23 protein-coding genes are annotated in these 26,319 nt (G+C 63.5%); 15 read left to right on the top strand and 8 right to left on the bottom strand.

Features of this window, described 5'->3' with window-relative positions:
• The first annotated feature begins 318 nt into the window (after positions 1 to 318).
• The 6 genes from MW290_RS28530 (at position 319) to MW290_RS33335 (ending at position 4,870) form a co-directional block, all read left to right on the top strand.
• The gene (locus tag MW290_RS28530) at positions 319 to 1,131 is read left to right on the top strand and encodes a glycosyltransferase (protein WP_250197734.1); all 813 of its coding nucleotides are present in this window, start codon (positions 319 to 321) and stop codon (positions 1,129 to 1,131) included.
• Positions 1,128 to 2,282, top strand: coding sequence for a glycosyltransferase family 4 protein (locus MW290_RS28525; RefSeq protein WP_375142882.1), 1,155 nt, complete (start codon positions 1,128 to 1,130; stop codon positions 2,280 to 2,282). The genes MW290_RS28530 and MW290_RS28525 overlap by 4 nt, the downstream gene beginning before the upstream one ends.
• A 136-nt stretch (positions 2,283 to 2,418) precedes the next feature.
• Positions 2,419 to 2,754, top strand: coding sequence for an acyltransferase family protein (locus MW290_RS33345; protein ID WP_375142881.1), 336 nt, complete (start codon positions 2,419 to 2,421; stop codon positions 2,752 to 2,754).
• Positions 2,709 to 3,551: an acyltransferase family protein gene (locus tag MW290_RS28520; protein ID WP_259373486.1), complete on the top strand. Its 843-nt coding sequence runs from the start codon at positions 2,709 to 2,711 to the stop codon at positions 3,549 to 3,551. Before MW290_RS33345 ends, MW290_RS28520 begins: the two co-directional genes overlap by 46 nt.
• A gap of 221 nt (positions 3,552 to 3,772) precedes the next feature.
• Positions 3,773 to 4,021: a hypothetical protein gene (locus MW290_RS33340; RefSeq protein WP_375142879.1), complete on the top strand. Its 249-nt coding sequence runs from the start codon at positions 3,773 to 3,775 to the stop codon at positions 4,019 to 4,021.
• Between the two features lie 531 nt (positions 4,022 to 4,552).
• The gene (locus MW290_RS33335; RefSeq protein ID WP_375142878.1) at positions 4,553 to 4,870 is read left to right on the top strand and encodes a hypothetical protein; all 318 of its coding nucleotides are present in this window, start codon (positions 4,553 to 4,555) and stop codon (positions 4,868 to 4,870) included.
• A 790-nt stretch (positions 4,871 to 5,660) separates the two neighbouring features.
• On the opposite strand, the gene MW290_RS28510 is transcribed toward MW290_RS33335, so the two are convergent.
• From MW290_RS28510 to MW290_RS28480, 7 genes are all read right to left on the bottom strand, one after another.
• Positions 5,661 to 7,088, bottom strand: coding sequence for a DUF1501 domain-containing protein (locus MW290_RS28510; protein WP_250197732.1), 1,428 nt, complete (start codon positions 7,086 to 7,088; stop codon positions 5,661 to 5,663).
• A gap of 11 nt (positions 7,089 to 7,099) precedes the next feature.
• The gene (locus MW290_RS28505; protein WP_250197731.1) at positions 7,100 to 9,196 is read right to left on the bottom strand and encodes a DUF1800 family protein; all 2,097 of its coding nucleotides are present in this window, start codon (positions 9,194 to 9,196) and stop codon (positions 7,100 to 7,102) included.
• A 784-nt stretch (positions 9,197 to 9,980) separates the two neighbouring features.
• Positions 9,981 to 11,384 (bottom strand): MBL fold metallo-hydrolase RNA specificity domain-containing protein, encoded by a 1,404-nt coding sequence (locus MW290_RS28500; RefSeq protein ID WP_250197730.1) that lies wholly within the window; start codon positions 11,382 to 11,384, stop codon positions 9,981 to 9,983.
• A 121-nt stretch (positions 11,385 to 11,505) separates the two neighbouring features.
• Positions 11,506 to 12,963: a mannose-1-phosphate guanylyltransferase/mannose-6-phosphate isomerase gene (locus MW290_RS28495; RefSeq protein ID WP_250197729.1), complete on the bottom strand. Its 1,458-nt coding sequence runs from the start codon at positions 12,961 to 12,963 to the stop codon at positions 11,506 to 11,508.
• Positions 12,964 to 12,970: 7 nt separating this feature from the next.
• Positions 12,971 to 13,990, bottom strand: coding sequence for a UDP-glucose 4-epimerase GalE (gene galE, locus MW290_RS28490; RefSeq protein WP_250197728.1), 1,020 nt, complete (start codon positions 13,988 to 13,990; stop codon positions 12,971 to 12,973).
• Positions 13,991 to 14,001: 11 nt separating this feature from the next.
• Positions 14,002 to 15,183, bottom strand: a complete 1,182-nt coding sequence (locus tag MW290_RS28485) for a porin family protein (RefSeq protein WP_250197727.1) — start codon at positions 15,181 to 15,183, stop codon at positions 14,002 to 14,004.
• 31 nt (positions 15,184 to 15,214) lie between these two features.
• A complete protein-coding gene (locus MW290_RS28480; RefSeq protein ID WP_250197726.1) occupies positions 15,215 to 16,609 on the bottom strand; it encodes an undecaprenyl-phosphate glucose phosphotransferase in 1,395 nt (464 codons plus the stop codon).
• Between the two features lie 186 nt (positions 16,610 to 16,795).
• Between MW290_RS28480 and MW290_RS28475 the strand changes: the two genes are divergently transcribed.
• The 8 genes from MW290_RS28475 to clsB all read left to right on the top strand — a co-directional run bounded on the left by MW290_RS28475 (position 16,796) and on the right by clsB (position 24,700).
• Positions 16,796 to 17,329 carry a hypothetical protein gene (locus MW290_RS28475; protein ID WP_250197725.1) on the top strand — a complete coding sequence of 178 codons (534 nt, stop codon included), beginning with the start codon at positions 16,796 to 16,798 and terminating at the stop codon, positions 17,327 to 17,329.
• Positions 17,330 to 17,342: 13 nt separating this feature from the next.
• Positions 17,343 to 18,890 carry a ubiquinone biosynthesis regulatory protein kinase UbiB gene (gene ubiB / locus MW290_RS28470; protein ID WP_250197724.1) on the top strand — a complete coding sequence of 516 codons (1,548 nt, stop codon included), beginning with the start codon at positions 17,343 to 17,345 and terminating at the stop codon, positions 18,888 to 18,890.
• Between the two features lie 84 nt (positions 18,891 to 18,974).
• Positions 18,975 to 19,310, top strand: coding sequence for an FmdB family zinc ribbon protein (locus MW290_RS28465; RefSeq protein ID WP_250197723.1), 336 nt, complete (start codon positions 18,975 to 18,977; stop codon positions 19,308 to 19,310).
• Between the two features lie 22 nt (positions 19,311 to 19,332).
• A complete protein-coding gene (locus MW290_RS28460) occupies positions 19,333 to 20,046 on the top strand; it encodes a DUF502 domain-containing protein (RefSeq protein ID WP_250197722.1) in 714 nt (237 codons plus the stop codon).
• Positions 20,047 to 20,164: 118 nt separating this feature from the next.
• The gene (gene aspS / locus MW290_RS28455) at positions 20,165 to 21,958 is read left to right on the top strand and encodes an aspartate--tRNA ligase (protein ID WP_250197721.1); all 1,794 of its coding nucleotides are present in this window, start codon (positions 20,165 to 20,167) and stop codon (positions 21,956 to 21,958) included.
• A gap of 79 nt (positions 21,959 to 22,037) precedes the next feature.
• Complete coding sequence (gene nudB, locus MW290_RS28450) at positions 22,038 to 22,520, top strand: dihydroneopterin triphosphate diphosphatase (protein WP_250197720.1); 483 nt, start codon at positions 22,038 to 22,040, stop codon at positions 22,518 to 22,520.
• 16 nt (positions 22,521 to 22,536) lie between these two features.
• A complete protein-coding gene (locus MW290_RS28445) occupies positions 22,537 to 23,343 on the top strand; it encodes an endonuclease/exonuclease/phosphatase family protein (RefSeq protein WP_250197719.1) in 807 nt (268 codons plus the stop codon).
• Positions 23,336 to 24,700: a cardiolipin synthase ClsB gene (gene clsB / locus MW290_RS28440; protein WP_250197718.1), complete on the top strand. Its 1,365-nt coding sequence runs from the start codon at positions 23,336 to 23,338 to the stop codon at positions 24,698 to 24,700. The genes MW290_RS28445 and clsB overlap by 8 nt, the downstream gene beginning before the upstream one ends.
• A 15-nt stretch (positions 24,701 to 24,715) precedes the next feature.
• Here clsB and MW290_RS28435 read toward each other — a convergent pair whose 3' ends face one another.
• Positions 24,716 to 25,120 (bottom strand): DUF805 domain-containing protein, encoded by a 405-nt coding sequence (locus tag MW290_RS28435; protein ID WP_250197717.1) that lies wholly within the window; start codon positions 25,118 to 25,120, stop codon positions 24,716 to 24,718.
• Positions 25,121 to 25,214: 94 nt separating this feature from the next.
• On the opposite strand from MW290_RS28435, the gene MW290_RS28430 reads away from it, so the two are divergent.
• Complete coding sequence (locus tag MW290_RS28430) at positions 25,215 to 26,312, top strand: ligase-associated DNA damage response exonuclease (RefSeq protein WP_250197716.1); 1,098 nt, start codon at positions 25,215 to 25,217, stop codon at positions 26,310 to 26,312.
• The last annotated feature ends 7 nt before the right edge of the window (positions 26,313 to 26,319 follow it).

The following is a 26,319-nucleotide window of genomic DNA, read 5'->3' as shown; positions in this document are numbered from 1 at the left end:
CCGTTCTGGACAAATAAGCAGTATGTGGCCATTGAACTCGCCAAGCGGGGACATCGCGTTATATATATTGAGTCGCTTGGGTTGCGGCGGCCGACTTTGTCGAATCGCGATATTTCACGTATCGGTCGAAGGTTGAAGCGAGGTCTAAAGGCTCCGCGACTAGTGAGGGAGAACTTGTGGGTATGGTCTCCGCTAGTACTTCCGTTCCAAAAGTATTCCATCATCAGGGCTTTAAACCGGATATTGATAAGTATTGGAATTGGAATCTGGTCAAGGATTCTCTGCCTAAGGCCCGACGTGATTTGGACATACAATCCCATGACGACTCAATTTATGGATGTGCGTGGTTATAGGCACTCCGTATACCATTGTGTTGACGAAGTTCGGGCACAGCCGGGAATGCCGGTGGCGGAGATTGAACAGGCCGAGCGCAGGCTGATGAAGGATGTTGAGTTCTGTTTTGTTACTGCGCAGTCGCTTCTTGATGCAAGACGGCAAGAGAATCCCAATACTTACTACTTTCCAAATGTGGCGGAATTCGAGCATTTCGCTAAAGCCCGATCGGATTTACTGCCTCCGCCTTTGGATATTGGTCCTCGCACCAAGCCTAGAATCGGCTTCATCGGCGCTATAAGCAGCTACAAGGTTGATTTTCAGTTGCTGTGCAAAATGGCTTCGATGCACAAAGACTGGGAGATAATATTAATCGGGCAGGTCGGTGAGGGCGATCCTTCAACAAATGTTTCGATGCTTAGTGAGTACGAGAATATCCTCCTAATCGGGCCCAGGGATTACAAGGATCTGCCGGCATATCTTAAGACGTTTGATGTGGCGGTTCTTCCTTGTTTGATTAATGACTACACGCGTGGCATGTTTCCGATGAAGTTCTTCGAGTATCTCGCCGCCGGCAAACCTGTCGTGTCAACCGACCTTCACGCTCTTCGCTCCTACGCTGATATTGCTGTTATTGCAGATAGTCACGAGGCATTTTTACGCGGTGTTGAGGATGCGGTTGATGGGAAAGTTCCGCCTATTGAGCGGCGGATTGCTGCAGCCAAAGAGCAAACTTATGAGATTCGGACTGATAAGATGCTTGCGCTGATTGCAGAGACAAGCGGATCTGCACTGTGAAGAAGAGCCTTGTTTCACGACCGTTAAAGGTCGCCTTAATCCACGATTGGTTGACGGTATATGCGGGTGCGGAGAAGGTTCTGGAGCAATTGCTTCTCATCTGGCCCGATGCTGACTTGTTCACTACAGTAGATTTTCTCGAAGAGGATCAGCGTGGTTTCTTGAATGGAAAGCGTGCAAAAACCACATTTGTTCAATCGCTCCCATTCGCCAAGCGCAGATATAGGAGTTACTTGCCGCTCATGCCGCTTGCGATAGAGCAACATGATCTTTCTTCGTACGACGTGGTAATTTCTAGTAGTTACGCTGTGGCGAAGGGCGTCCTGACCGGCCCTGATCAACTGCATGTCAGCTATGTGCATTCGCCAATGCGCTATGCATGGGACCTCCAGCATCAGTATCTTAAAGAGTCTGGTCTTTCTCTTGGTGTAAAGGGAATGATCGCGAAGTCAATGCTTCATTACTTGAGACTCTGGGATGCGCGGACTAGCGCAGGCGTCGATGAATTTTTGGCCAACTCCGAGTTTATATCGCGCCGTATTGCAAAGGCATACAGGCGAACGTCTCGCGTCATTTACCCGCCGGTGGATATTGGGAGATTCGCTCTCTGTTTAGAGAAGCAAGATTACTATATAACGGCTTCTCGCCAAGTGCCGTACAAGAGGATACCGTTGATCGTTGAGGCATTCGCGAGAATGCCAGACAAGCGCCTCGTTGTAGTCGGCGATGGTCCTGAGGCTGATAAGGTCAAGGCTGCGGCGGCTCCTAATGTTGAGGTTCTGGGGTACCGGTCGACGGACGAGTTGGTTCGATTGATGCAGAACGCGCGCGCGTTTGTCTTCGCAGCAGAGGAGGATTTTGGAATCGCGCCTGTTGAGGCCCAGGCCTGCGGTACGCCAGTGATTGCGTTCGGCAAAGGCGGTGCTCTGGAGACCATACTTGGCCCGGACGTCACTCACCCAACGGGGGTCTTTTTTAGGCGGCAATCGGTCGAAGACATTTGCGAAGCCGTGAATGCTTTCGAGGCGTCACTTGACAATTTTGACCCTGTAGCATGTAGGAAAAATGCGGAGAGGTTTTCGCCCGAGCGGTTTCGAGAACAGATGGAAGCATTAGTTGATGAGGCCTGGGGCAAATTTAATCGCAGTTAGTGATTCTCGGTGATACGCGCTCAGCTTGTGAAAGGCGCGTTGATAAATGTGCGGTGTTGGGTGTGTAGTATTGTGCAGTTTTTCGCTATTTGATTGAGCGTCCCTTCTTTCCCTTTTGACTACCAACAATGAGTTTGTGCTTGCGCATCCGAATTTCAATGAAGAGGCTGGCGGCGTGACGGGTATAGCGCCCCGCCGCGAGCAGGACCTCGACGTCGTTCGCGGAGTAGCGATCCTCTTGGCGATGGGATGGCACTTTAATACTGTCTCTAGTCAATGGAGTGCGTTCGACGTTGTCCTGGCCCCTGGCCGCATTATCGGATGGGCAGGTGTCGACTTATTTTTTGTGTTGAGCGGATTCCTTGTTGGTAGGTTAATACTTCGAGAGGTTGAGTCTACCGGCGCTTTTAATTACAAGAGGTTTTTTTGCGCAGAGCGTTTCGACTTTGGCCGACGCTTTACGCTTTTCTGATTTGCATGGCGCTCTTCTTCGGGCGGAGCCAAGATCTAAACTCGTTCGTGCCGCAAATAGCACTTCACGTTCAGAATTATTTTGTCCCTGCGGTGGCGCACCATCTCTGGTCGCTGGCTGTTGAAGAGCATTTTTATCTTTTGATTGGCGTGGCCGTTTGGTGGCTGACGCGAACGAAAAAGAGCAAAACTCTTGCTTCCTGGTATTGGGTGCCGCTCACTCTAATGTCTGCGGCGCCGATTTTGCGAATCGTAGCGGTTTATCTTGGGGAAGATCCTGGCGCGATACAGATTCAGACTCACTATCGCCTTGACGGACTCTCGGCAGGGGTGCTGCTCGCCATGTTGTCGGTCTACAGGCCCGAAAAATTCCGAAGGTTGTTAGAGTTTAAGTGGTTATGGGTTGCCGCTGCTCTTTCAGGATATGGTTTCCTTTGGTTTGTCCCAAAGGACAGTTCGGCTGGCGTTGTAGTGGGTTTCAGCGTGTCGTACCTTGCGGGCGCTGCCTTCATTCTATTTGTGCACAAGTCAAGAATTGAGGTGGTGCTGCCAAGCGCGGCCCGTATACTAGCTTTCCTCGGTATTTATTCTTACGCGCTATATATCTGGCACGTTCCGGTTTCTCGTGTACTGGCCAAGTCGCTATCAAGCACGAATTTGAGTTTGCCCCCTGCTGCCGTCATCTCTCTTGACTATGTTTGCTCTATTGTGGTTGCTGTCTTTATGAGCAGGCTGATTGAATTTCCTATGATGTGGGTTCGGGATCGGCTTTTTCCCAACCCAGTACACGCTGTCTAGGCTCGAAAGTCACTGTTCCGCGCATCGCCTTGTTATGTGTCAGGGCCTATGCAATCCTAACTGCGCTGGTGGATGTGTTCTTTCGGTTCGCCGTCGAAGGATTGGGTTGTCTATCCGGCCGGCCCCGCAATTCGCCTGCTGCCCGCTTGAATTCGCACTTTCCGGTGCGATTTTTGCTGGCTGGATGCCTTTGATTTAGGAGGCCAGAGGCTTGATTTCTGATGGGTTTGGCACATGTCGGCGTGTCCATTTTTTCGTGCCGGCTGTACCAGATGATCGACCTGCGCCGCGCGCTCGCGGTGCTGGCCACGCGCTTGCTTTGGGCGTCGATTGAGGCGGCGCTGGCGCACATCCTGGCCCATCGGCCTAGACCAACTAAGCGTGTAGCAAGCATGGTCCTAGCCGGCGCGTTCGACGGTGATTTCGGCGGTGGCATCAGCCAGGCCGGCCACGCTCGCCGGTGCGGCTGATGGTCAGCCTGCCATTCCTGAAGCACAGCTTCAACCTGTGCGACGAGGAAGTCGTCGAGCGGTAGGGAGAGAAAGTCCAGTGGCAGTTCTTCAGCGGTATGGACTACTTCGAGCCGCGCCTGCCGTGCGATGCCACCCAGATCGGGCGCTTTCGGCGCCTGCTCGACGCGCAGGGCGTCGATGGGTTGCTCAGCAACCATCGACTGCGCGGTCGGCTTTGGGTCAGCAATCCGGCGGCGCTGGAGCGCGTGTCTCGGAGTCCACCGTGCAGTCCAAGTCCATCGCCTATCGAGTGGACGGCCGGCGGCTGGAGATCGCCCGTCACAAGGTGGTCAGTGCCGCCGGCCATCAAGCTCAAGCAGACCTACGCGCGCGAGGGCGAGACGCTGCGTCGTAAGTGTCACCGACCGCCGTATAGGAGCCAGTCCGTGATCGGCAAGTCCGCGCAAGGCCGATAGGTACGCTCATGCCAAGCAGATCAAGCGCTTGCGCACGATCCTGGGCATCGTGATGTGCAAGGTGTAGCGCAAGGTGGATGCTGACCACGCGGCGGTGGCTGCTGCCGGCGCCCCGGCGAACGAGTCCGGCAACGCCAAGGCCCTGGTCGATCTGGCCACGCTGATGGAGCGCGGCGAGCGCATCCGCACCCAGCAGGCCAAGAGCCAGAACAAGCTGTACGCGCTGCACGACGCCAAGGTGGAATGCATCTCCAATAGCAATGGACGGAACCCGTGCAAGTTCGGTGTGAATGTCAGCTTGGCGGTGACGCACCGGCAAAGCCTGATGGTCGGCGCACGCAACTTGCCCGGGAACCCGTACGACGGCCGTGTGCTCAGCGCACAGCTTTAGCAGACGGCGAATTTGCAGCAGGACACCAGCCGTACGCCCAGTCAAGTTATCGTCGATCTGAGCTACTGGGGTGTAGATGCCGACAACCCGCGAATGCAGATCATCCACCGGCGCAAGATCGAGTATCTGAGCGAGCACGACAAGCGGCGGCTCAAGCATCGCCAGCCATTGAGCCGCTGGTCGGCCACACAAAGTCCGACAGCCGGATGGACCGGTGCTGGGTGCAGGGGGGGGCAACGGGGATGCGCTGCATGCGCTGAGCTACGCGACGGGCTACAACATTTGCTGGCTGCTGTTCATCATTCCCCGGCTCCGGCTGCGCAGGCTTTTTTGCGCTTGGTGGGCGCTGTTCGCGCAGGGGTCGGCATGCCGATGGCGCTACAGATCAGCCCGCGGACTGCGGGGTCGCATCAAAGGCCGACTCGTCCCGGTGGACAGGGTATGACGCGATCGGGCTTTGCGGGCGAGGGACGATTTTGCGGGGGGCGACTACGCCAACCGCGTTAGATGCGGCGCTGGGAGGCTTGCCCGGCCTGACACGCCCACTGCCTTCTGTTCCACACCGCACGGCTACTCACGCACTGCGGTGCTTGTGCGATCCAGCCCCACGCGGACATCGTCCACCTTCCTTCAACGTCCACAGCGCTGGGAAGAAAAAATGCTCACAACGTGCTGAATGTGACTGCCTCGTCTCGGGAGAGGATATGTTCTGTGTATCGCCCGACAAGCGCGGCACTGCGTCGGGGCGCCAACTGCACGCAGGTCACCCCGTAGCGAATTCTCAATCAGATTAAAGAAACGAAAGATTGCTTCGATTAAAATTGGTCAGTCCAGGGAGAACCGTCGCCAGCTCGTTGGCGTTGAGACCCATCCAACCGCCCATGACAGCCGCATACTCGGCCACCGAAGTGGACGGTAGGAGTCTGCCAGACCCGACGTCATCGGAGCTACCTAGCGCAAGGCTCGGAAACCGACCATAAATTTCCCCACCTTTCACTGCTCCGCCTGCAACAAAATGATGCGAACCCCATCCATGGTCGCTTCCTGCACCATTTGTCGTCAACGTGCGACCAAAATCCGAGGCAGTGAATAATGTCACATTGTTTAGCATGCCCATTGCAGACACTGTAGTCAGAAAATAGTCGATCGATTGCGCTACTCTAGACATGAGAATAGCGGCCTGTGGAAGTTGATTGGAGTGCGTGTCGAATCCCGGGATCGAAACCATAAAAACCTGCCGCCGCATCCCGAGTGATCTTGCGGAGCCCATCAGTTGCGCCACGACTCTAAGTTGTTTGGCCAGCGAGTCTGTTGCAATGGACACGGTCCGCCCGGACGATAGTGTGACCTCACCCGAGGGTTGAGGTACCGCGGACGACGAAGCCAAGGCGGATTTCAGAGTATTGTCGTGGGCAATTGATCGCTGCACGGTCTTCAAATACTCGGTTTCCAGCGCATTAGTTCCTGCGCTTTCAATGGACCTTCGCAAAATATTTGCTGTTTGGCTGGATCCAAACATCGAGCCTGATCCCAGGCCCCGGATGCTTATCGGGCCTTCAGACCCGACTTGGAATTGACTGATCTGATCGCCGGCCAGAAATGCCACATTTCCAGTGGCAGAGATTGCTGTGAAGACAGGATATTGATTGGCGGACATGAGAATGTCTCCCATGCGCCCGCCCCAGCCAGACTTGGCACCTTCCGGAGACATTGATTGCCAAAGCGACTGCTGGTCGTTGTGCGAGAAAAGCTTAGGCGGAAGATTGTTTCCCGCATCAAAGTCGGCTTTCGTCGTCGGCACGACGAGAGTTCCGACGTTCGAAACAACTGCTGCCTTCCCTGCTTGGTACCACTTGTGCAAGGGAGCCAACTCCGCGGGCATCCCAAAGGAGCGTCCTGCCCCCTGTAGCGTACTATTGGCCGCACGTAGCGAGGTGTAGGATAGTGCTAGTTCTCGGCGTGCACGGACGTAGTCAGCATAGCCGGCTGGGTCGGTTGGGACAATCCAGTTGTGTGAGTCGTTCCCGCCCTGCAGAAACAGGCAAACAAGAGCCTTATAACCACCGTCAACCGTCGCTGCGCCCGCCTTTTCTCCCGCCAGTGCTCCTACCCCTGCAAGGGTCATCGCAAAGGGAGCGCTAAATTGGCTGCCTACGACGCCGCCGAGTGAGGAAAGTGAGGCGGCGGCCTTAAGAAAGTGGCGGCGAGAGGTGTTCATTTTTTAAATCCTTAGCGCTCGATGAGAAACTCTTGCGACGCAAGGGCAAGATAAACTGCGATTCGTACTCGATTGAGGTTGCTAGGCGTGTCGGTCCCCGCGACGCTAAGCATCGCGTCAAACATATCCTTCTTGAGTCGGCTGGTCGCTCGGCCTGCGAGCAAGTTTGTATCTAGATATTCGATTAGGCCGGTGTAATCACCTGCGGCCGGATATTTGACGAGCGTGTCGAGCGGGGCAGTCACGTCACGGTTTGAACCATTGCTGCCAAGGCCGACGACTGTAAGTGCCTCTGCCAAATTGATCCAATAGGCCGTCGTAGCTTCGTTGACAATCTGAAATTCAGGAGCTGTTGCGGAAGTTTTTGCGAGCACCGATGTGGGGGGCGTATACCCGGGGCGGAAATAACTGAAGACGCTTGGAGAGCTCATTGGTCGTTGTCCCAGGGTCGCCAACTCACCTGCCATCTGATACTCCCCGGACGAGGACTTTGCCCCAAATGCACGCATCCAGCGTGTTACCCGAAGAACCGGTTCGCTGAGCTTGCCAAAGTCAGGACTAGACGTGCTGCGTGCTTCCGCATCGGTAAGGATCGCCCTTGCCACTGCTTGCAGGTCGCCACGCACCCCCTTCCCATTGTTGTTGAAAATCGCTGCGACACGGGCAATGTATGCCGGTGAAGGGTTGCTGGTGGTGAGACTTTGAATTAGCTGGCGGCTTATGAATGGCGCCACGTTCGGATGCTTGAAGAGCGTGTCCAAGGCGAGTTTTAGATCCTGCTCTGCTGTCCCGCCTGCGGGAATCGTCACCGCGTGCGGCTTCCCTACGAATAGACGCTTTTCCGTCAAAGAATGCAGCCCGGGATAGGCGCGCATTGGTAATGTATCTACCCTCGTGTCCTGCCCCATCGCATAGTTTGGGCTCAGCCACCGAAAGTTGCTCTCATTGAGTTGGGTGTCGGGAAAGGCCCAGCTCCAGCCTGTGAAAACTTTCGCCAATGCCATTACGTCCGCATTGGTATATGTTTCGATGGGCTTTCCTTGGCCGTCGAGTTTCCTGGATCCGTCCGTATTTAGTTCGTAAAGACCAATGGTAAAAAGCTGCATCAACTCTCGTGCGAAGTTTTCGTCGGGTAGCCGATTGGTTGACGGGTCTTCCTTTCGGTTCCTGATGCTTGAAAGGTAAAGCCCCATGGCCGGCGAAAGTGCTACATCTTCAAGTAGAGTTCGATAGTTGCCGAGTGAATTCTTGGTGATGGTATCCATGTAAGCAGCAAACGCGCGAGCATGGGGCGCGACCGCGGCATCTTCTTGGGAGACCATTAATATTTTGTGAAGCGCGAATGCCATGCGCTGCCGGAGTTGATCAGGCGCGGTCGCGGCGAGGCGCCAAAATCTCTGATTGATCAGGCCAGGGGAGTAGTTTGCCCCACCCGGCCGGTAGCTATTGCCAAGGTCGTATTTGGATTGCACGTAATCAACATAGCCTGTGGACGGGGGCAAGTTCGCCTGTTCGGCGAGCCACTGGTCGTATGTCATCGCGCTGAGACGGTTGATTTCCGTCGGCGTCGGGCCGAATGTCGCCTGCTGGAGAAATCTGCTCACTTCACGTTGACGTGACCGCGCGGCAGCAGCTTGGTCAATCGGCCAGGTGAATCTGAGTGCGCCGCCCCAATACATGTTTGGCTGGCCCGGCACAACATCTACGCCGTCGAAAGCTGCAGTTCCCGAACCCCTGTCGTATGTCACCCCTTTGGCATTGGATAGAACAGTTGTCGTACCGCTTTGGATATAAGCGACGTACAGGTTTCTATCTTCTGCTCCGACTGACGCATCGTTCGTAAAAACGATATCAATCTTCGCATTGCTCGCGATGGCTCCGATCGCAAAGGAGTAATTTGCGTACTCGCGGGAGGAGACGTCTTGAGCCCCAATAGTGGCGCCGTCAATCCTGACGACCATCTGAGGTGCCACTCCGCCTGCCGGATCTCCCTTGGCTCTTACCACCAGCGTATTTGTCTGTGCCCAGGTCGACATGGCGCAGAACGCGAGGATCAATGCAAAGGAACTAGCCTTGGTCGTAAGTGAGGCCGGTCGTGGAAGGTTCATCGTGGTCACCATGTTTTGAGAAGCGCGCTTGGATATGGTCGGTGGCGCGCTCGATCGGAGGCCGCATTTCGGTCCAGCTCACATGGTTTCGGCTCTGTCCTACCTATTTTTAGCGCCGAGTTGTAAATTGTTGTGTCGTATATTTTTGCTTGTTTCAGTCCGCGTGTGGTTCAGGCGCGGTCCATCGGCCTCGACTGTATTTACAAGCGGAATGCGCGGATCTCTAGGCTGGGGTTATTGCCGTTGATGCCTGGTTTGGTCTTCCATTTGATCTGAGATGGTGTGGCTGCTGACTGCCTTTTTTGAGGTGATCGCGCGCTGAGCGCGGGTATAGAGACTCCCGCGGCGAGAGCGATCTGGTGTTAGCCCTTCCCACTACTTTCTGTAAAACACGCTAGTCGGGCCTCTGTGTCCACTTTGATTTAGCTGGCATCTGGCGGGCTTTAGCAGAAATTAAGAAATTGCATATTCTCGAGTCAACCCAGTCCACGGCTTAAATTGATTAAGGGCGTTGGGCGCGGGCAGCCAAAAATGACAACGCAAAGCAGCGTCGAGGTGGCAAGGCGCATGCTGCCCTGCGACGATTAAGGTGCTTTCCGCTCATAACGTCAGAGCGAGGTTTGCACGATTCCCGGAAGATTGAACGTTCGCCGTGTGAGCTGACGCAGCAATAACGGCGGCAGGTGAGATCCCCCGGCTATCGCATCCATAAGTTCGAGTCGTAAGGCTTGTCGTTTCTTTTCTCGGTGCGGCGCACGGCGTTGACAGCTCGTTGGCGATCGCACTAGCTGTGGGGCACCACCACCTCTACGCCGGGCTGCCGCTGCCGAATGCAGTTCGCCAGAGCCTGCTTGGCCTCTTGATCCCCATGCACCAGCCTCACCTGCCGCGGCGGCGTTTTCATGCGGCCGATGAACCGCAGCAGATCCTGCTGGTCGGCATGGGCCGAGTAGCCGGCGAGGGTGTGCACCTTGGCGCGGATGTCGATGCGCTGCCCGTCCAGTTCCACCCAGCCGCCCTTCGGTCCGTACTGCTGGATGGCGCGTCCGGCGGTGCCGGCGGCCTGATAGCCGCAGAACAGCACATCGTGCCGGGGGTCGCCCAGCATGGCCTTCAGGTAGTTGACGATGCGCCCGCCGCTGCACATGCCGCTGGCGGCGATGACGATCGCCGGTCGGCCTGAGCGGGCCAGGCCCTGCACCATTTGCAGGTGCGCGGCGTGGTCGGCAACCGTGGTCACCTGGTCGAAAGCCAGCGGGTGGCGGCCGGCCGCCAGCTTTCGGCGGGCTTCGGCGTCCCAGTGCTCTTTCAGGCGCGCATAACCGGCCGTGAAGTCGGCGGCCAGCGGTGAGTCGACGACGATCTGCACATCGCCCCAAGCCAGCCCGGGCGCGGCCTGTCGCTGGCCGTTGCGGTGGATGATCTCTTCCAGTTCGTACAGCAGCTCCTGCGTGCGGCCGATGCTGAAGGCGGGCACCAGCACCGTGCCGCCGTTGCTGAAGGCATGCTCACACAGCGCCTGCAGGCGCTGGCGGCGGGTTTTGCGGCTGTCGTGCACGCGGTCGCCGTAGGTGCTCTCCAGCACCAGCACGTCGGCGCGCATCGGCGGCTGGGGCGCTGGCAGCAGTGGGGTGTAGGGCGCACCCAGGTCGCCGGAGAACACCACACGCTGGCTGGGCTGGCCGGTCTGGGTGGCATCGAACTCCACGTAGGCCGAGCCCAGGATGTGGCCCGCCGGCTGCAGCCGCACCCGCAGGCCGGGGCTGCCGGCGATGATGGTTTGCCACTGCTTGTAGGGCAGTGGCACGGTGCGGTCTTTCAGCAACGCCATGAATTTGGCAATCAAGCTGCGGTTGCGCGTGAAGCCCACCTCCAGCGCGTCTTCCAGCACCAGCGGCAGCAATTGGGCGCTGGCCTGGCTGCAGTAGATGGGGCCGCGAAAGCCAGCCGCCAGCAGGTACGGAATGCGCCCCACGTGGTCGATGTGCACATGGGTGACCACCAGCGCCCGCACCTTGTCGAGCGAGAAGTCGATGTCCAGCTGACTGGCGCTGGCGCCGTCGGGCGAGGTTTCGGCGCCCTGGAACAGGCCGCAGTCCACCAGCACGGCCTGGCCGTCTGGCAAGGTCAACCGATGGCAGGAGCCGGTGACGCCGCGCACGGCGCCGTGGTGGGTGAAGTGCAGCATGGCAAGGGCCTCACGTGAAGTGATGTGCGCAGCTGCCGCGCCGGCGCAGCTGCTTGCCCTGGCCCTATCGGCGGTGTTTGTGGGCTCTACAGCCCGCCGCCATTTTTAGCAATGTTGCAATTTACTTCGGCGCGCGGCCGTAGGTGTCCTCGAACCGCACGATGTCGTCCTCACCCAGGTAGCTGCCGCTTTGCACTTCGATGATCTCGAGCGGCATCTTGCCGGGGTTGGCCAGGCGATGGGTCTGGCCCAGGGGGATGTAGGTGCTCTGGTTCTCGGAGAGGATGATCACCTTGTCGCCGTTGGTCACTTCGGCGGTGCCGCTCACCACGATCCAGTGCTCGGCGCGGTGATGGTGCATCTGCAGGCTCAGGCTGGCGCCGGGCTTGACCATGATGCGCTTGACCTGGTGGCGCGGGCCGTTGTCGATGCTGTCGTACCAGCCCCAGGGGCGGTGCACCTTGCGGTGCAGCGTGTGCTCGCCGCGCTTTTCAGCGTCCAGGCGGTTGACGATCTTCTTCACGTCCTGGCTGCGGGCGCGGTCGGTCACCAGCACCGCATCGGCGGTTTCCACCACGATCACGTCTTCCAGGCCCACCACGCTCACCAGGCGGCTGGTGGCATGCACCAGGGTGTTGCGGCTGTCGGCGAACACGGCGTCGCCCACGTGGCTGTTGCCCGCCTCGTCCTTGGGGGCCACCTGCCACACGGCCTCCCAGGCCCCCAGGTCGTTCCAGCCCGCGTTCAGCGGCACCATGCGGATGGCGGCCGGGCTGCCCGGGCATTTCTCCATCACCGCGTAGTCCACCGACTCGGACGGCACCGCGGCGAACTCGGCCTTGCCGGGGCGCACGAACTTGTCGTCGGTCTTGCGCACGGCCCACGCGGCACGCGTGGCGCTGGCAATGTCGGGGCGGAAACGCTCCAGCGCATTGATCCAGGCCGAAGCACGCAGCACGAACATGCCGCTGTTCCAGTAGTAGCTGCCTTCGGCCAGGTAGCGTGCGGCGGTGGAGGCATCGGGCTTTTCAACGAAGCGCTCTACCGCGGCAATGCCTTCTGCGGCGGAAGCCAGGATGTAGCCGTAGCCGGTTTCCGGCCGGTCGGGCGTGATGCCCAGGATCACGATGGTGCCGTCGGCCGCCGCTTCCACCGCTTGGGCGAGCGCGCTGTTGAAGCTTTCGCTGTCGGTCACGGTCTGGTCGGCCGGCGTGACCACCAGCACCGGGTCCTGGCCGCCTTCCAGCGCTTGCAGTGCCGCCAGCGTCAGCGCCGGTGCGGTGTTGCGGCCCGTCGGCTCCAGGATCACGGCGCTGGGCTCGGCCTTCAGCTCACGCAACTGATCCAGCACCAGAAAGCGATGCTCTTCATTGCCCACCACCAGCGGCGGGTTCACCGGCTGGGTGGGGCTGGCCAGCCCCTGCAGCCGGGTGACGGCCTGTTGGAACAGGCTGGTGTTGCCCGACAGCACCAGGAACTGCTTGGGGTAGCCGGCGCGCGAGAGGGGCCACAGGCGGGTGCCAGAGCCGCCGGCCATGATGACGGGGGTGACGGGCAGGCGTAAGGGGGTGCTGCTCATGGAGGTGTTAGTTCTCAAATCCGTGGGGGTTCTGGCTCTGCCAACGCCAGCTGTCCTCGCACATGCGGGCCAGGTCGTGCTTTGCAGTCCACCCCAGCAGTTCTTGCGCCAGGGCGGGGTCGGCGTAGCAGGCGTCGATGTCGCCGGGCCGGCGGGGGGCGATGTCGTAAGGAATGGGGCGGCCACTGGCGGCCTCGTAGGCACGCACCAGGTCCAGCACGCTGTAGCCGCGGCCCGTGCCCAGGTTGACGGTGAAGGAGCCGGGTTGCTCAAGCAGACGGCGCAGGGCCGCCACATGGCCTTCGGCCAGGTCGGTCACATGGATGTAGTCGCGCACGCCAGTGCCGTCGGGCGTGTCGTAATCGTTGCCGAAGACCTGCAGCCGGGCCCGCTTGCCCACCGCCACCTGGGCCACGTAGGGCATCAGGTTGTTGGGTATGCCGCGCGGGTCTTCGCCGATCTGACCGCTCTCGTGTGCGCCCACCGGGTTGAAGTAGCGCAGCACGCCGGTTTGCCAATGCGGCTCGGCCGCGCCCAGGTCGGCCAGGATCTGCTCGCCGATGAGCTTGGTCTGGCCGTAGGGGTTGGTGGCCTGCAGACGGGCCTGCTCGGTGATGGGCAGCGCCTCTGGCTTGCCGTACACAGTGGCGCTGCTGCTGAACACGAGGCGGTGGCAGCCGTGCCGGCGCATCGCCTCACATACCGTCAGCAGCCCGCCGATGTTGTTGGCGTAGTAGCTCAGCGGCTTGGCGGTGGATTCACCCACCGCCTTGAAGGCCGCGAAGTGCACCACCGCATCGATGCGATGGCGCTGGAACACCGACTCAACGAAGGCCGCATCGGTGACGCTGCCCTGCTCGAACACCGGTGCCTCGCCGCCCAGAAGCCGCTGCAGGCGCTGCAGCACGGCCGGCGAGCTGTTGGAAAAGTCGTCCAGGCCCACCACCTGGTAGCCTGCGGCGCGCAGCGCCAGCCAGGTGTGCGAGGCGATGTAGCCGGTGGCGCCGGTCAGCAGGATGGTGCTCACGCAGCAGAACCTCAGAGTTGCAGCGCAAACTGGCCGTAGCAGCTGGCCGTGCGCGTGTCGTACGGCGCCGAGAGCGTGGACGACGAGGTGCGCGACTCATAGCCCACGCTGCAGCCCAGCGTCAACGAGCGCATGGCCATCCAGCGCAGGCCTAGCGTCACAAAGCGGGTGTTGTCGCCACCATCGGCCGACAGGTTCAGCAGCGAAGCATCGAGCTTGCGGTGCACGTAACGCACGCTGGCGTCGGCAACCACCTTGGAAGTGACCTCGTAGGTAGCGCGTGTGCCGATCGAGGTGCTGATGCGGCTGTTGGTCAGCACCTGGTCGGCAGAGCCACCCAGCAGGCTGATTTCTTCGCCGGTATCGCGCGTCAGGCTGGTGACGAAACGCAGCTTACCGGTGGGTCGCCAGTCCCAGGTCAGGTCTCCAGTCACACCGCTGAAATCAGCGTTGCTGGCCACGCTGTGGCTGGTATCGCTCAAGCTGACGCGGCCGTTCACGCTGCTGTTGCCGGTGGGTGTCCAGGTGGCGGTGAAGTCGATGTCGCGGCGGTCGTACTCGTCCCGCGGGTTGCGGTCGGGGTACTCGCCCTTGGTGAAGCGCAGCGCCGCGCCTGCAGTGAGTGCCCCGCTGAAGCGGTAGCGCAGCCCGGCCGACACCGCGTTTTGGTCGAAGTTGCGGGCCCGGTAGGCGTTGAGGGAGTAATCCACCCGGCGGTAGGTGTAGCCGGTTTCTGCCGTCAGCCGCGTGACCACACCCACGCGCGCCACCGCGCGAAAGCTCAGGTCGCGCAGCGTGTTCTTGTCGCTGTTGCCGGCTGAGTTCTCGTAGCGGGCCAGGCTTTGGTTGGCGTTCAGCTCCACCGTGCCGCTGATGCGCTCGATCGTCGCCCAGTCCACACCCGCTTTCAGCCCATAGCCGGTGTTGTCCAGCGAGCCGTTGTCCAGAAACTTGTTGGCGCTGACCGTGGCATTGCCGTACACCCGTTGGCGCCCCACCATCTGATCCACGCCGCCGAACAGCGAGGTGGTGGAGATGGTGTCCGACACCTCGTTGTTCCGGGTCCGGTAGATGTTGGACTCATGCGTGAAGGACTGCGACACGCCGATGTAGTAAGGCGTGCTCTGCGCATGCGCGCCGCCGGCGGCGCAGAGGGCGGCGGCGATGGGAAGCAGTCGGGTTCGCAGCTGCATGCCGGTTCTCCTGTAAGTGTCGTTCTTGGGTTCAGTACGCATTGCGGTCGAACAGCATCACCCGCACCGTGCGCACGATGATCTGCAGGTCCAGGCCCAGCGTCCAGTTGCGCAGGTACTCCAGGTCGTACTCCACCCGCTGCTGCATTTTTTCGATGGTCTCGGTCTCGCCGCGCAGGCCGTTGACCTGTGCCCAGCCGGTGATGCCGGGCTTGACCTTGTGGCGCACCATGTACGCCTTGATCAGCTTGCGGTATTCCTCGTTGTGCGCCACCGCGTGCGGGCGAGGCCCCACGATGCTCATGCGGCCCTGCAGCACGTTGATGAACTGCGGCAGCTCGTCCAGCGAGGTCTTGCGGATGAAGGCGCCGAAAGGCGTGATGCGCGGGTCGCCGCGCTGCGCCTGCTTGACCACCGTGCCGTTGTCCATCGCCCGCATCGAGCGGAACTTGTAGACGATGATTTCTTCGCCATCCAGGCCGTTGCGGCGCTGCTTGAAGATCACCGGCCCGGGGGAACTGAGTTTCACGCCGATGGCCAGCCCGATGAGTATGGGCGAGATCAGCACCAGGATGATCGAGGCCAGCACGATGTCGCTGATGCGCTTGACCAGCTCGTTGGTGCCGGTGAACGGCGTTTCGCAGATGCCCACCACCGGGATGCCGTTCATGTCCTGCAGCCGGCCCTGGATGATGCTGATGCCGAACACGTCGGGCACGAAGAAGATGGAGGCAGTGGTGCCTTGCACGCTTTCCAGCAGCTGAAGAATGCGCGGCTGCGAACCCAGCGGCAAGGTGATGTACACCTCCTTGATGCCGTGCTCGTGCACATACGGCGCCAGCGCGGCCAGCCGGCCCAGCAACTGGCCGGCGGCGGTGCTGTCCACCCGCTCGTCGGCGCGGTCGTCGAAGTAGCCGATGAAGTCGCTGCCGCGGTCCTTGTTCTCCATCAGCGCGCGCGCCACCTTCACGCCCAGCGGGCCGGCCCCCACCACCACCGCCTTGCGCCGCGCCTCGGGCTGGGCGGCATGCCGGCGCAGGATGTTGCGGCCGGCCACCACGGCCAGCCACTGCACCACCGGCGTGATCACGGCCCAGGCCATCAGCACATGGTCTTCGAAGTAACTGAAGCTCTTCGTGGCATAGCCGCACAGCGCCAGGATGGACAGCAGCGTGACCCAGGACGTCACGATGTCGGTGGCCGCGGCGATGCCGGCATCCTTGAAGCGGTTGCGCCCCGGGAAGGTGAGCGCAAAGACCAGCAGACACAGCACCAGATCAGCGCGCCCGATCTCCACGTCGAACGCGGCGGTGGCGAGCAGCAGCACCAGCACCGTGAGCACCGGCTCCATGAAGGCGGCGATGAACGAGGTGACGGACTGCGGTGCGCTGTAGAACGTTCGTGTATAGCTGCGGTCTTCGAACATAGATGGATGGGCTACGGGCGGCTCCTGGCACGCGCATGGCGCGCTTGCCGCTCTAAGTGGCACAAGTGGGTGATGGCTCGCTACTCAGCCTTGCGCCGGCCAAAAAACATTCTCGCTCAATTCGTTGACGGTTCTTCCCCCACCTGTGGCCAGGGGTTGACGGTGCGGCCTCCCTACAATCAACCCATGCTTCAAAGCCTTCAAGCCTTGTTGGCACCCGCCCTCGTCGAGCGGCTGGTGCTGATGGCCAACCACGTGCTGGCGGCCGAACCCGTGGCCACCGAACGCCTGCGCCACCATGTCGGGCGCTCCATCGGGGTGCAGTGGCGCGACTGGCCCCAGCGGCTGCCTGCGCCGCCTGTACTTTTGTTTCATGTGACCGCCGCTGGTTTGCTGGAATGGGTGCCCGATGCCGGCGCGCCCGAACTGGCCGACCTGACCGTGCGCATCGACGCCAGCCGCCCGCTGTTTCTGCTGGGTCAGCTGAGCCGCGGCGCGCGGGTGCCGATGGAGGTGCAGGGCGACGCTGCGCTGGCCGCCGATGTCAATTGGCTGGTGGACAACGTGCGCTGGGACATGGAAGCCGACCTGGCGCGGGTGATCGACCCGCGCCTGGCGCATGAGGTGGCCAACGTGGGCCGTGGCCTGGTGCGCGGCCTGCGCTTGGCGATCGGCGCTGGCGCCGACTGGGCCGCGCGCTGGCGCGCGGGCCGGCCGTGAGCGCGGCAGCCCGATGAGGCGCCTTGCCAGGCTGCTGCTGATCGTCGTCACGCTGCTTCGCTTCGGGGTGGACGACATCGCCCTGTCGGGCTTCCGGCAGGGGTGGGTTCGGGCGCTGGCCCGCATCGTGACCTGGGGTCGGCGCTTCGACGCGCCGCGCGGCGCCCGGCTGCGCATGGCGCTGGAGCGCCTGGGTCCCATCTTCGTGAAATTTGGCCAGGTGCTGTCGACCCGACGCGACCTGCTGCCGCGCGACGTGGCCGACGAACTGGCCAAGCTGCAGGACGACGTACCCCCGTTCCCGGGCGAGCTGGCCGTGACGCTGGTGGAGCGCGCGCTGCGCAAGCCGCTCTCGGCCGTGTTCCTGGAGTTCGACCCCGTGCCGGTGGCCAGCGCTTCCATTGCGCAGGTGCACTTCGCCACGCTGCTCTCAGGCCGCGAGGTGGCGGTCAAGGTGCTGCGCCCGGGCATGCTGGACGTGATCGAGGACGACCTGGCGCTGCTGCACAAGCTGGCGCGCTGGGTGGAACGCGTGAGCGTGGACGGCAAGCGCCTGAAGCCGCGGGAGGTGGTGGCGGAGTTCGATATCTACCTGCATGACGAGCTCGATCTGATCCGCGAGGCGGCCAATGCGGCCCAGCTGCGCCGCAACATGCAGGATTTGGGCCTGTGCCTGGTGCCGGAGATGGTGTGGGACCTGTGCACGCCCACGGTGATGGTGATGCAGCGCATGCACGGCGTGCCCATCAGCCAGGTCGAGCGGTTGCGCGATGCGGGCGTCGACATCAAGAAGCTGGCGCGTGATGGCGTCACCATCTTCTTCACCCAGGTGTTCCGCGACGGCTTCTTCCACGCCGACATGCACCCCGGCAACATCCAGGTGAGCCTGGCGCCGATGACCTTCGGCAACTACATCGCGCTCGACTTCGGGATCATCGGCACGCTGACCGAGAACGACAAGGAATACCTGGCGCAGAACTTCATCGCCTTCTTCCGCCGCGACTACAAGCGCGTGGCCGAGCTGCACGTGGAAAGCGGCTGGGTGCCGCCCGAAACGCGGGTGGACGCTCTCGAAAGCGCGATCCGCGCCGTCTGCGAGCCGCATTTCGACCGGCCGCTGAAGGACATCTCGCTGGGCCAGGTGCTGATGCGTCTTTTCCAGACCTCGCGCCGCTTCAACGTCGAGATCCAGCCGCAGCTGGTGCTGCTGCAGAAGACGCTGCTCAACGTCGAAGGCCTGGGCCGCCAGCTCGATCCCGACCTGGACCTGTGGGCCACGGCCAAACCCTTCCTGGAACGCTGGATGAACGAACAGATCGGCTGGCGCGGCCTGGTGGAACGGGTGAAGAACGAGGCGCCGCGCTACGCCCAGCTGCTGCCCGAGTTGCCGCGGCTGCTGCACCACAGCCTGCGCGCTTCTTCGCATGCCGAAGAGGCGAGGGCGCTGCGCGAGCTGGTGACCGAGCAGCGCCGCACCAACCGCTTGCTGCTGGCCATCGTGTGGACGGGGCTGGGCTTCGGCCTGGGTGCGCTCGGCATGCAGTTGCTGCAGATGCTTTGAACCTGCCCCGGGCGCGGAGCCCGCGCCCAGCTAGAATCGCGGGTTCCGTTTCTACGCGTCAACGCGCTCATCCAAGGGTTTGTCATGCCGATCTACGCCTATCGCTGTGCCGAATGCGGCCATACGAAAGACGTGCTGCGCAAGCTGTCCGACCCGCCGCTGACCACCTGCCCGGCCTGCGGGGCCGAGGCCTTCGAAAAGCAGGTCACGGCCGCCGGCTTCCAGCTCAAGGGCTCGGGCTGGTACGTCACCGATTTCCGCAACGGCTCCGGCGGTACCGCCAAGCCGGCCGTTGCCGGCGGTGAGGCGGCCGCGCCCGCCGCCGCACCAGCGCCTGAAGCCGCCAAACCGGCCGCTGCCGCGCCGGCCGCCCCCGCACCGTCGCCGTCGGGCGGCAGTGGCGGCGGCAGCGCCGCCTGACCTCGGCGACCGAAAGCCCCCCTTGAAGAAATACCTGATCGCCGGCTTGCTGGTCTGGCTGCCCATGGCCGTGACCGTGTGGGTGCTGCATGCCGTGCTGGGCATGATGGACGGCGTGTTCGGCTGGATCCTCAGCACCACCCAGGTGGTGCTGCCGGGTGCGCTGCATGGCCCGATCGAGGCGCTGCGCCAGATCCCGTTCCTCGGGTTCATCTTCGTGGGGCTGATGCTGCTGCTCACCGGCGTGTTCGCCACCAACATCGCCGGGCAGTGGGCGCTGCACCAGGGCGGGCGGGTGCTCAACCGCATCCCCATCGTCAAGTCGATCTACAGCTCGGTCAAGCAGGTGTCCGACACGCTGTTTTCCAGCAATGGCAACGCTTTCCGCGAAGCCGTGCTGGTGCAGTACCCGCGTGCCGGCTCCTGGACCATCGCCTTCATCACCGGCCGCCCGGGCGGTGAGGTGGCGGCGCGGCTGGCCGGCGAGCATGTCAGCCTGTACGTGCCCACCACGCCCAACCCCACGTCGGGCTTCTTTTTGATGGTGCCGCGCGGCGAGGTGGTGCCGTTGCGCATGAGCGTCGACGAAGCGCTGAAGTACATCATCTCGATGGGGGTGGTGTCGCCGCCGCCGTCGGCCATGCCCCCCGTGCCGCCCGCCCCCCCGGTGGCAGCGCTGCCGCCCGCCACCGCCGAGCCGCCCGCGCCCGAGGTGGAGCGAAATCTGGCGGGCTGAGCGCCTGGCAAGCGCCCAGCCCCATGCGGCCTGCACCGCCGCCAGCGCCCCCACCCGTTGCCCCCGGGCATGCCGCCAAGGCGCCCGATAGATCCGCCAAGCATTCCGGAGAGATTCAATGAGAACCACTTACTGCGGCCTCGTCAGCGAAGCCCTGATGGGCCAGACCGTGACGCTGATGGGCTGGGCCCACCGTCGCCGCGACCACGGCGGCGTCATCTTCATCGACCTGCGCGACCGTGAAGGCGTGGTGCAGGTGGTGTGCGACCCCGACCGTGCCGAGATGTTCAAGACGGCCGAAGGCGTGCGCAGCGAGTTCTGCCTGAAGGTAGTGGGCCTGGTGCGCCCGCGCCCGGCCGGCACCGAGAACGCCAACCTCACCAGCGGCAAGATCGAGGTGCTGTGCCACGAGCTGGAAGTGCTGAACGCCAGCGTCACCCCGCCGTTCCCGCTGGACGACGAGAACCTGTCGGAAACCACCCGCCTGACGCACCGCGTGCTCGACCTGCGCCGGCCGTACATGCAGAACAACCTGATGCTGCGCTACCGCGTGGCGATGGAAGTGCGCAAGTACCTGGACGAGAACGGCTTCATCGACATCGAGACGCCGATGCTCACCAAGAGCACACCCGAAGGCGCGCGCGACTACCTGGTGCCCAGCCGCGTGAACGACGGCATGTTCTTCGCGCTGCCGCAAAGCCCGCAGCTGTTCAAGCAGTTGCTGATGGTGGCCGGCTTCGACCGCTACTACCAGATCACCAAGTGCTTCCGCGACGAGGACCTGCGCGCCGACCGCCAGCCCGAATTCACGCAGATCGACCTGGAAACCTCCTTCCTGACCGAAGGTGAGATCCGCACCATCACCGAGAACATGATCCGCCAGGTCTTCAAGAAGACGCTGGACGTGGAACTGCCCGAGTACCCGGTGATGACCTACGCCGAGGCGATGCACCGCTTCGGCTCGGACAAGCCCGACCTGCGCGTCAAGCTCGAGTTCACCGAGCTGACCGAGGTGATGAAGGACGTCGACTTCAAGGTGTTCTCCACCCCCGCCACCACCAAGGGCGGCCGCGTGGTGGCCCTGCGCGTGCCCGGCGGCGGTGAGATGAGCCGCGGCGAGATCGACGGCTACACCGAGTTCGTCAAGATCTACGGCGCCAAGGGCCTGGCCTGGATCAAGGTCAACGACCTGGCCAAGGGCCGCGAAGGCCTGCAGAGCCCGGTGGTGAAGAACCTGCATGACGCCGCGCTGAACGAGGTGCTGCAGCGCACCGGCGCGCAGAACGGCGACCTGCTGTTCTTCGGCGCCGACAAGGCCAAGGTGGTCAACGACGCCATGGGCGCGCTGCGCGTGAAGATCGGCCACAGCGAATTCGGCCGTGGCAAGGGCCTGTTCGAGGACCGCTGGGCGCCGCTGTGGGTGGTCGACTTCCCGATGTTCGAGCACGACGAAGAAGCCGACCGCTGGGTGGCCGTGCACCATCCGTTCACCGCGCCCAAGGACGGGCACGAGGACCTGATGGACACCGCGCCCGACCAGTGCATCGCCAAGGCCTACGACATGGTGCTCAACGGCTGGGAACTGGGCGGCGGCTCGGTGCGTATCCACCGCGCCGAAGTGCAGAGCAAGGTGTTCAGTGCGCTGAAGATCGGGCCCGAAGAAGCCAAGCTGAAGTTCGGCTTCCTGCTGGACGCGCTGCAGTACGGCGCGCCCCCGCACGGTGGCTTGGCCTTCGGCCTTGACCGCCTGATCACGCTGATGACCAAGGCCGAGTCGATCCGCGACGTGATCGCCTTCCCCAAGACCCAGCGGGCGCAAGACCTGCTGACCGGGGCGCCGGGCCCGGTGGACGAGAAGCAGCTGCGCGAGCTGCACATCCGCCTGCGCAACAACCCGGCTGCGCAGGCCTGATCGGCCGGGCGGGGCGGCGGCTGGCCGCCCGCCGGGCCTTGAGGGCTAGACTGCCCGCTCCGCCCGCCGCTGATTGCCCATGACGCTTGCCAACGCCGAGTCACCGCGACCCTTCAAGATCCCCGAATCGGTGCTGGTGGTGATCTACACCCCGGCGCTGGACGTGCTGCTGATCGAGCGGGCCGACAAGCCCGGTTTCTGGCAAAGCGTCACCGGCTCGAAAGACCTGATCGACGAGCCGCTGGCCCTGACCGCCGAGCGCGAGGTGCTGGAAGAAACCGGCATCGTCATCGGCACCGAGGCCGTGCCCCGCAGCGCGCTGCGCGACTGGGGCCTGGTCAACCTCTACGAGATCTACCCCGTGTGGCGCCACCGCTATGCGCCGGGCGTGACGCAGAACACCGAGCATGTGTTCGGCCTGCGCGTGCCCGCCGGCACGCCGGTGCGCCTGGCCCCGCGCGAGCACACCGCGCTGGCCTGGCTGCCTTGGCAGGAGGCGGCCGACCGCTGCTTTTCGCCCAGCAATGCCGAGGCGATCCTGCAGCTGCCCCGGTTCGCTTGAGACCAAGGCCCGAGCCATGACGCTCAAACCGCTGCAATCGACGCTGCTGCCCAAGGCCAGCACCCTGGGCCGTCTGCGCACCGCCACCTACAACATCCACAAGGGCGTGCGTGGCCTCGGGCCGCTCAAGCGGCTGGAGATCCACAACCTGGGGCAAGGCGTGGAGGCGCTGGACGCCGACATGGTGTTTTTGCAGGAAGTGCGGCTCTTCAACCACCGCGAGGCACGCGCCTTCGCCCGCACCACCTTCGGCTGGCCCGAGGGTGGGCAGGCCGACTTCCTGGCGCCGCAGGGCTATGAGGTGGCCTACCGCACCAATGCCGTCACCCGCGACGGCGAGCATGGCAATGCGCTGCTGTCGCGCTGGCCGATCGGCGACATTGGTCACCACGACGTCAGCGACCACCGCTTCGAGCAGCGTGGCCTGCTGCATGTGCCGGTGCAGTGGAACGGGCTGGAGGTGCACACCATCACCGCCCATTTCGGCCTGATGCATGCCAGCCGCCTGCGCCAGGCCGCCCGGCTGGCCGAGTACATCGCGCATGCGGTGCCGGCCGGCGCGCCGGTGGTGGTGGCGGGCGACTTCAACGACTGGGGCGAGAAGCTCGACGGCCCGATGGCCGATTGCGGCCTGCAGCGGGCGCGCGAGGCCGGCGCCCGCAGCGCCAAGTGCCTGACCTTCCCGTCGCGGGTGCCGGTGTTCGCGCTCGACCGCTTCTACACCCGCGGCCTGGCCTGCCGCTCCATCTTCGTGCCGCGCGGCGGCGCCTGGGCCCGCATGTCCGACCACCTGCCGCTGGTGGCCGAGTTTGACCTTGATTGAGCCCCCAAGCTCGCTGGCGCTCGCGGCCCCCCGGGGGGGCGCGTCCAGCCTTGGGGCGGCCCAGCGGCTGGACCCTGAAAGACCGCCCCACGAGCATCCCCTCGGCTGGTACGGCCTGCCGCGCGCCGTCTTCACCGGCGGCAACGAGGTGCAGTTGCTGCGAGGCGGCGACGACCTGTTCCCGGCCATGTGCGGCGCCATCCACCGCGCGATGCACGAGGTCTGGCTGGCCACCTACATCTTCCACGACGATGTGGCCGGCCAGGCCGTGCTGCAGGCGCTGGAAGCCGCCGCGCGCCGCGGCGTGCGGGTGCGGGTGGTGGTGGATGGCTTTGGCAGTGCCGCCGCGCTGCCCCGGCTGCGCGCCCGGCTGGAGGCGGCCGGCGTCGGGCTGGTGGCCTACCGGCCGATCACCGGCTGGCGCTCGTGGCTGCAGCCGGGCCAGTTTCGCCGGCTGCACCAGAAGCTGTGCGTGGTGGATTCCGGCACCGGCTTCGTCGGCGGCATCAACGTGCTCGACGACCGCAACGACCTGGGCCACGGTGCGCTGGACGCCCCGCGGCTGGACTTCGCGGTGCTGGTGCAGGGTCCGGTGGTGCTGCCCATCGAGCACACGCTGCGCGCGGTGTGGACCCGCGCCGTCTTCGGCCGCGACTGGCGCGACGAGGCCATCGCGGCGGCGCGCAGCCCGCAGCCGGTGCAGCGCGTGAAGGAGCTGGTGCGCCGCATGCGCGTGGGGCCACCGCGGCGCCCCGACCTGCCGGGCCTGCGCAGCCTGCAACCGGTGCGCGCCGCTTTCGTGGTGCGCGACAACCTGCGCCAGCGCCGCGCGATCGAGCGCGCCTACATCGACGCGCTGCGCCAGGCGCGCGACCGCATTGACCTGGTGTCACCGTACTTCTACCCGGGCCTGCAGTTCCGCCGCACGCTGCGCAATGCGGCGCGCCGCGGCGTCAAGGTGCGGCTGCTGCTGCAGGGCAGGCCCGACTACCGCTTCGCGGCGCTGGCGGCCAGCGTGCTGTACGCCGAGCTGCTGGCCCAGGGCGTGCGCATCTTCGAGTACACGCCCGCCTTCCTGCATGCCAAGGTGGCGGTGGTGGATGCCGACTGGGCCACCGTGGGCAGCAGCAACATCGACCCGTTGTCGTTGCTGCTCAACCTGGAAGCCAACGTGGTGGTGCGCGACCACCGCTTCGCCGGCGAGCTGTCGGCGCAGTTCGAAGAAGCGGTGGCGCTGTCGCGCGAAGTCACGGCGCCCTCGGTCGGCAACGGACTCTGGGCCCGCATGCAGCGCGGCTTCGTGGCGTTCTGCGCGCGGCTCTACCTGCGGGTGGGAGGCATCACGGGGCTGTACTGACGCTCATGAAGCGCCTCAGAACTGCCCGGTCAGGTCCTCGCCAAACCGGTTGTGCCCCACGGTGCCGCGGCGCAGGCCGTTGTCGATCAGCGCCCACAGCCAGCCGATCAGCGGCAGCAGCGCCACCAGCACCCACCAGCCCGACTTGTCGCGGTCGTGCCAGCGCTTGACGGACACCGCCAGCACCGGCCACAGCAGCAGCATGTTCACCCACTCTTCGGCCTGCTGGGCGCCGAAGCCCATGATGCGCAGCAGCGCCGTCACCAGCGCGCCTACGCCGATGGGCCCCGCCACGGCATACAGCCACCACACCTTGCGCGGCACCCGGCCCCGCAGGCTGAACAGGATCTGCAGCGGCGTCATCGGCTCGTAGCCGAGGGGCCGGCGCGGCGGCACGGTGGAAGGATTCAAGGCGGTCATCGGGCAACAGGCAGCAGGGTCAGTATCCCATCGTCACCTTTCGGCAGCTGTCCCTGCGGGCGCGCGGGGCGGCCGGCGTCGTCACAATGCGACGATGCATGACGACTTGGTGGTGGCCACGCCCGAAGGCCTGTATTGCCCGCCCGGCGATTTCCACATCGACCCGTGGCGCCCGGTCTCGCACGCCATCGTCACCCATGCCCATGCCGACCACGCCCGGCGCGGCCACGGCCACTACCTGGCTTCGCACGACAGCGAAGGCGTGCTGCGCTCGCGCCTGGGCGAAGACATCGCCCTGCAGACCCTGGGCTGGGGCGAGGTGGTGGACCACCGCGGCGTGCGCATCAGCCTGCACCCGGCCGGCCATGTGCTGGGCTCGGCCCAGGTGCGGCTGGAGCACCGCGGCCGCGTGTGGGTGGCCTCTGGCGACTACTTCGTGGCCGGCGACACCGCGCTGCACGGCGAGGTGTCGGGCGACCTCAACGCCACCTGCGCGCCCTTCGAGCCGGTGCGCTGCCACTGCTTCATCACCGAGTCCACCTTCGGCCTGCCCATCTACCGCTGGCCCACGCAGGCCAGCCTGTTCGCCGACATCAACCGCTGGTGGGCCGCCAATGCCGAGGCCGGCCGCGCCAGCCTGCTGATGGGCTACAGCTTCGGCAAGGCGCAGCGCATGCTGGCCGGCGTCGACCCGTCCATCGGGCCCATCGTGGTGCACGGCGCGGTGGACACGCTGAACACCGCCTATCGCGCAGCCGGCGTGCCGTTGCCGCCCACCTTCGCCGCCACCGAGCTGCCCAAGGCCGAGATGAAGCGTGCGCTCGTGGTGGCACCGCCTTCGGTGCAGGGCTCGCCCTGGCTGCGGCGCTTCGGCGACTACAGCGACGCATTCGCCAGCGGCTGGATGCAGCTGCGCGGTGCGCGCCGCCGGCGGGCCGTGGACCGCGGCTTCGTGATGAGCGACCACGCCGACTGGCCCGGCCTGCAGCGCGCCATCCTGGCCACCGGCGCCGAGCGGGTGATCGTGACCCACGGCTATGAAGCGGTGATGGTGCGCTGGCTGCAGGAACAGGGCCTGGACGCCGGCGCCTTCCGCACCGAGTACGGCGACGACGCGCTGGAAGACCCCACCGCCGAGGCCGCGGGCGCCACCAGCCCCCCCACCCCCACGATGGACCCTGCCGTCAGCTGACCGAAAA

The sequence above is a fragment of the Aquincola tertiaricarbonis genome, from assembly GCF_023573145.1.
Classification (GTDB): domain Bacteria; phylum Pseudomonadota; class Gammaproteobacteria; order Burkholderiales; family Burkholderiaceae_C; genus Aquincola; species Aquincola tertiaricarbonis_B.
The sequence above is the reverse complement of the archived record's forward strand: the minus strand, read 5'-3'. Positions and strand labels throughout refer to the sequence as shown.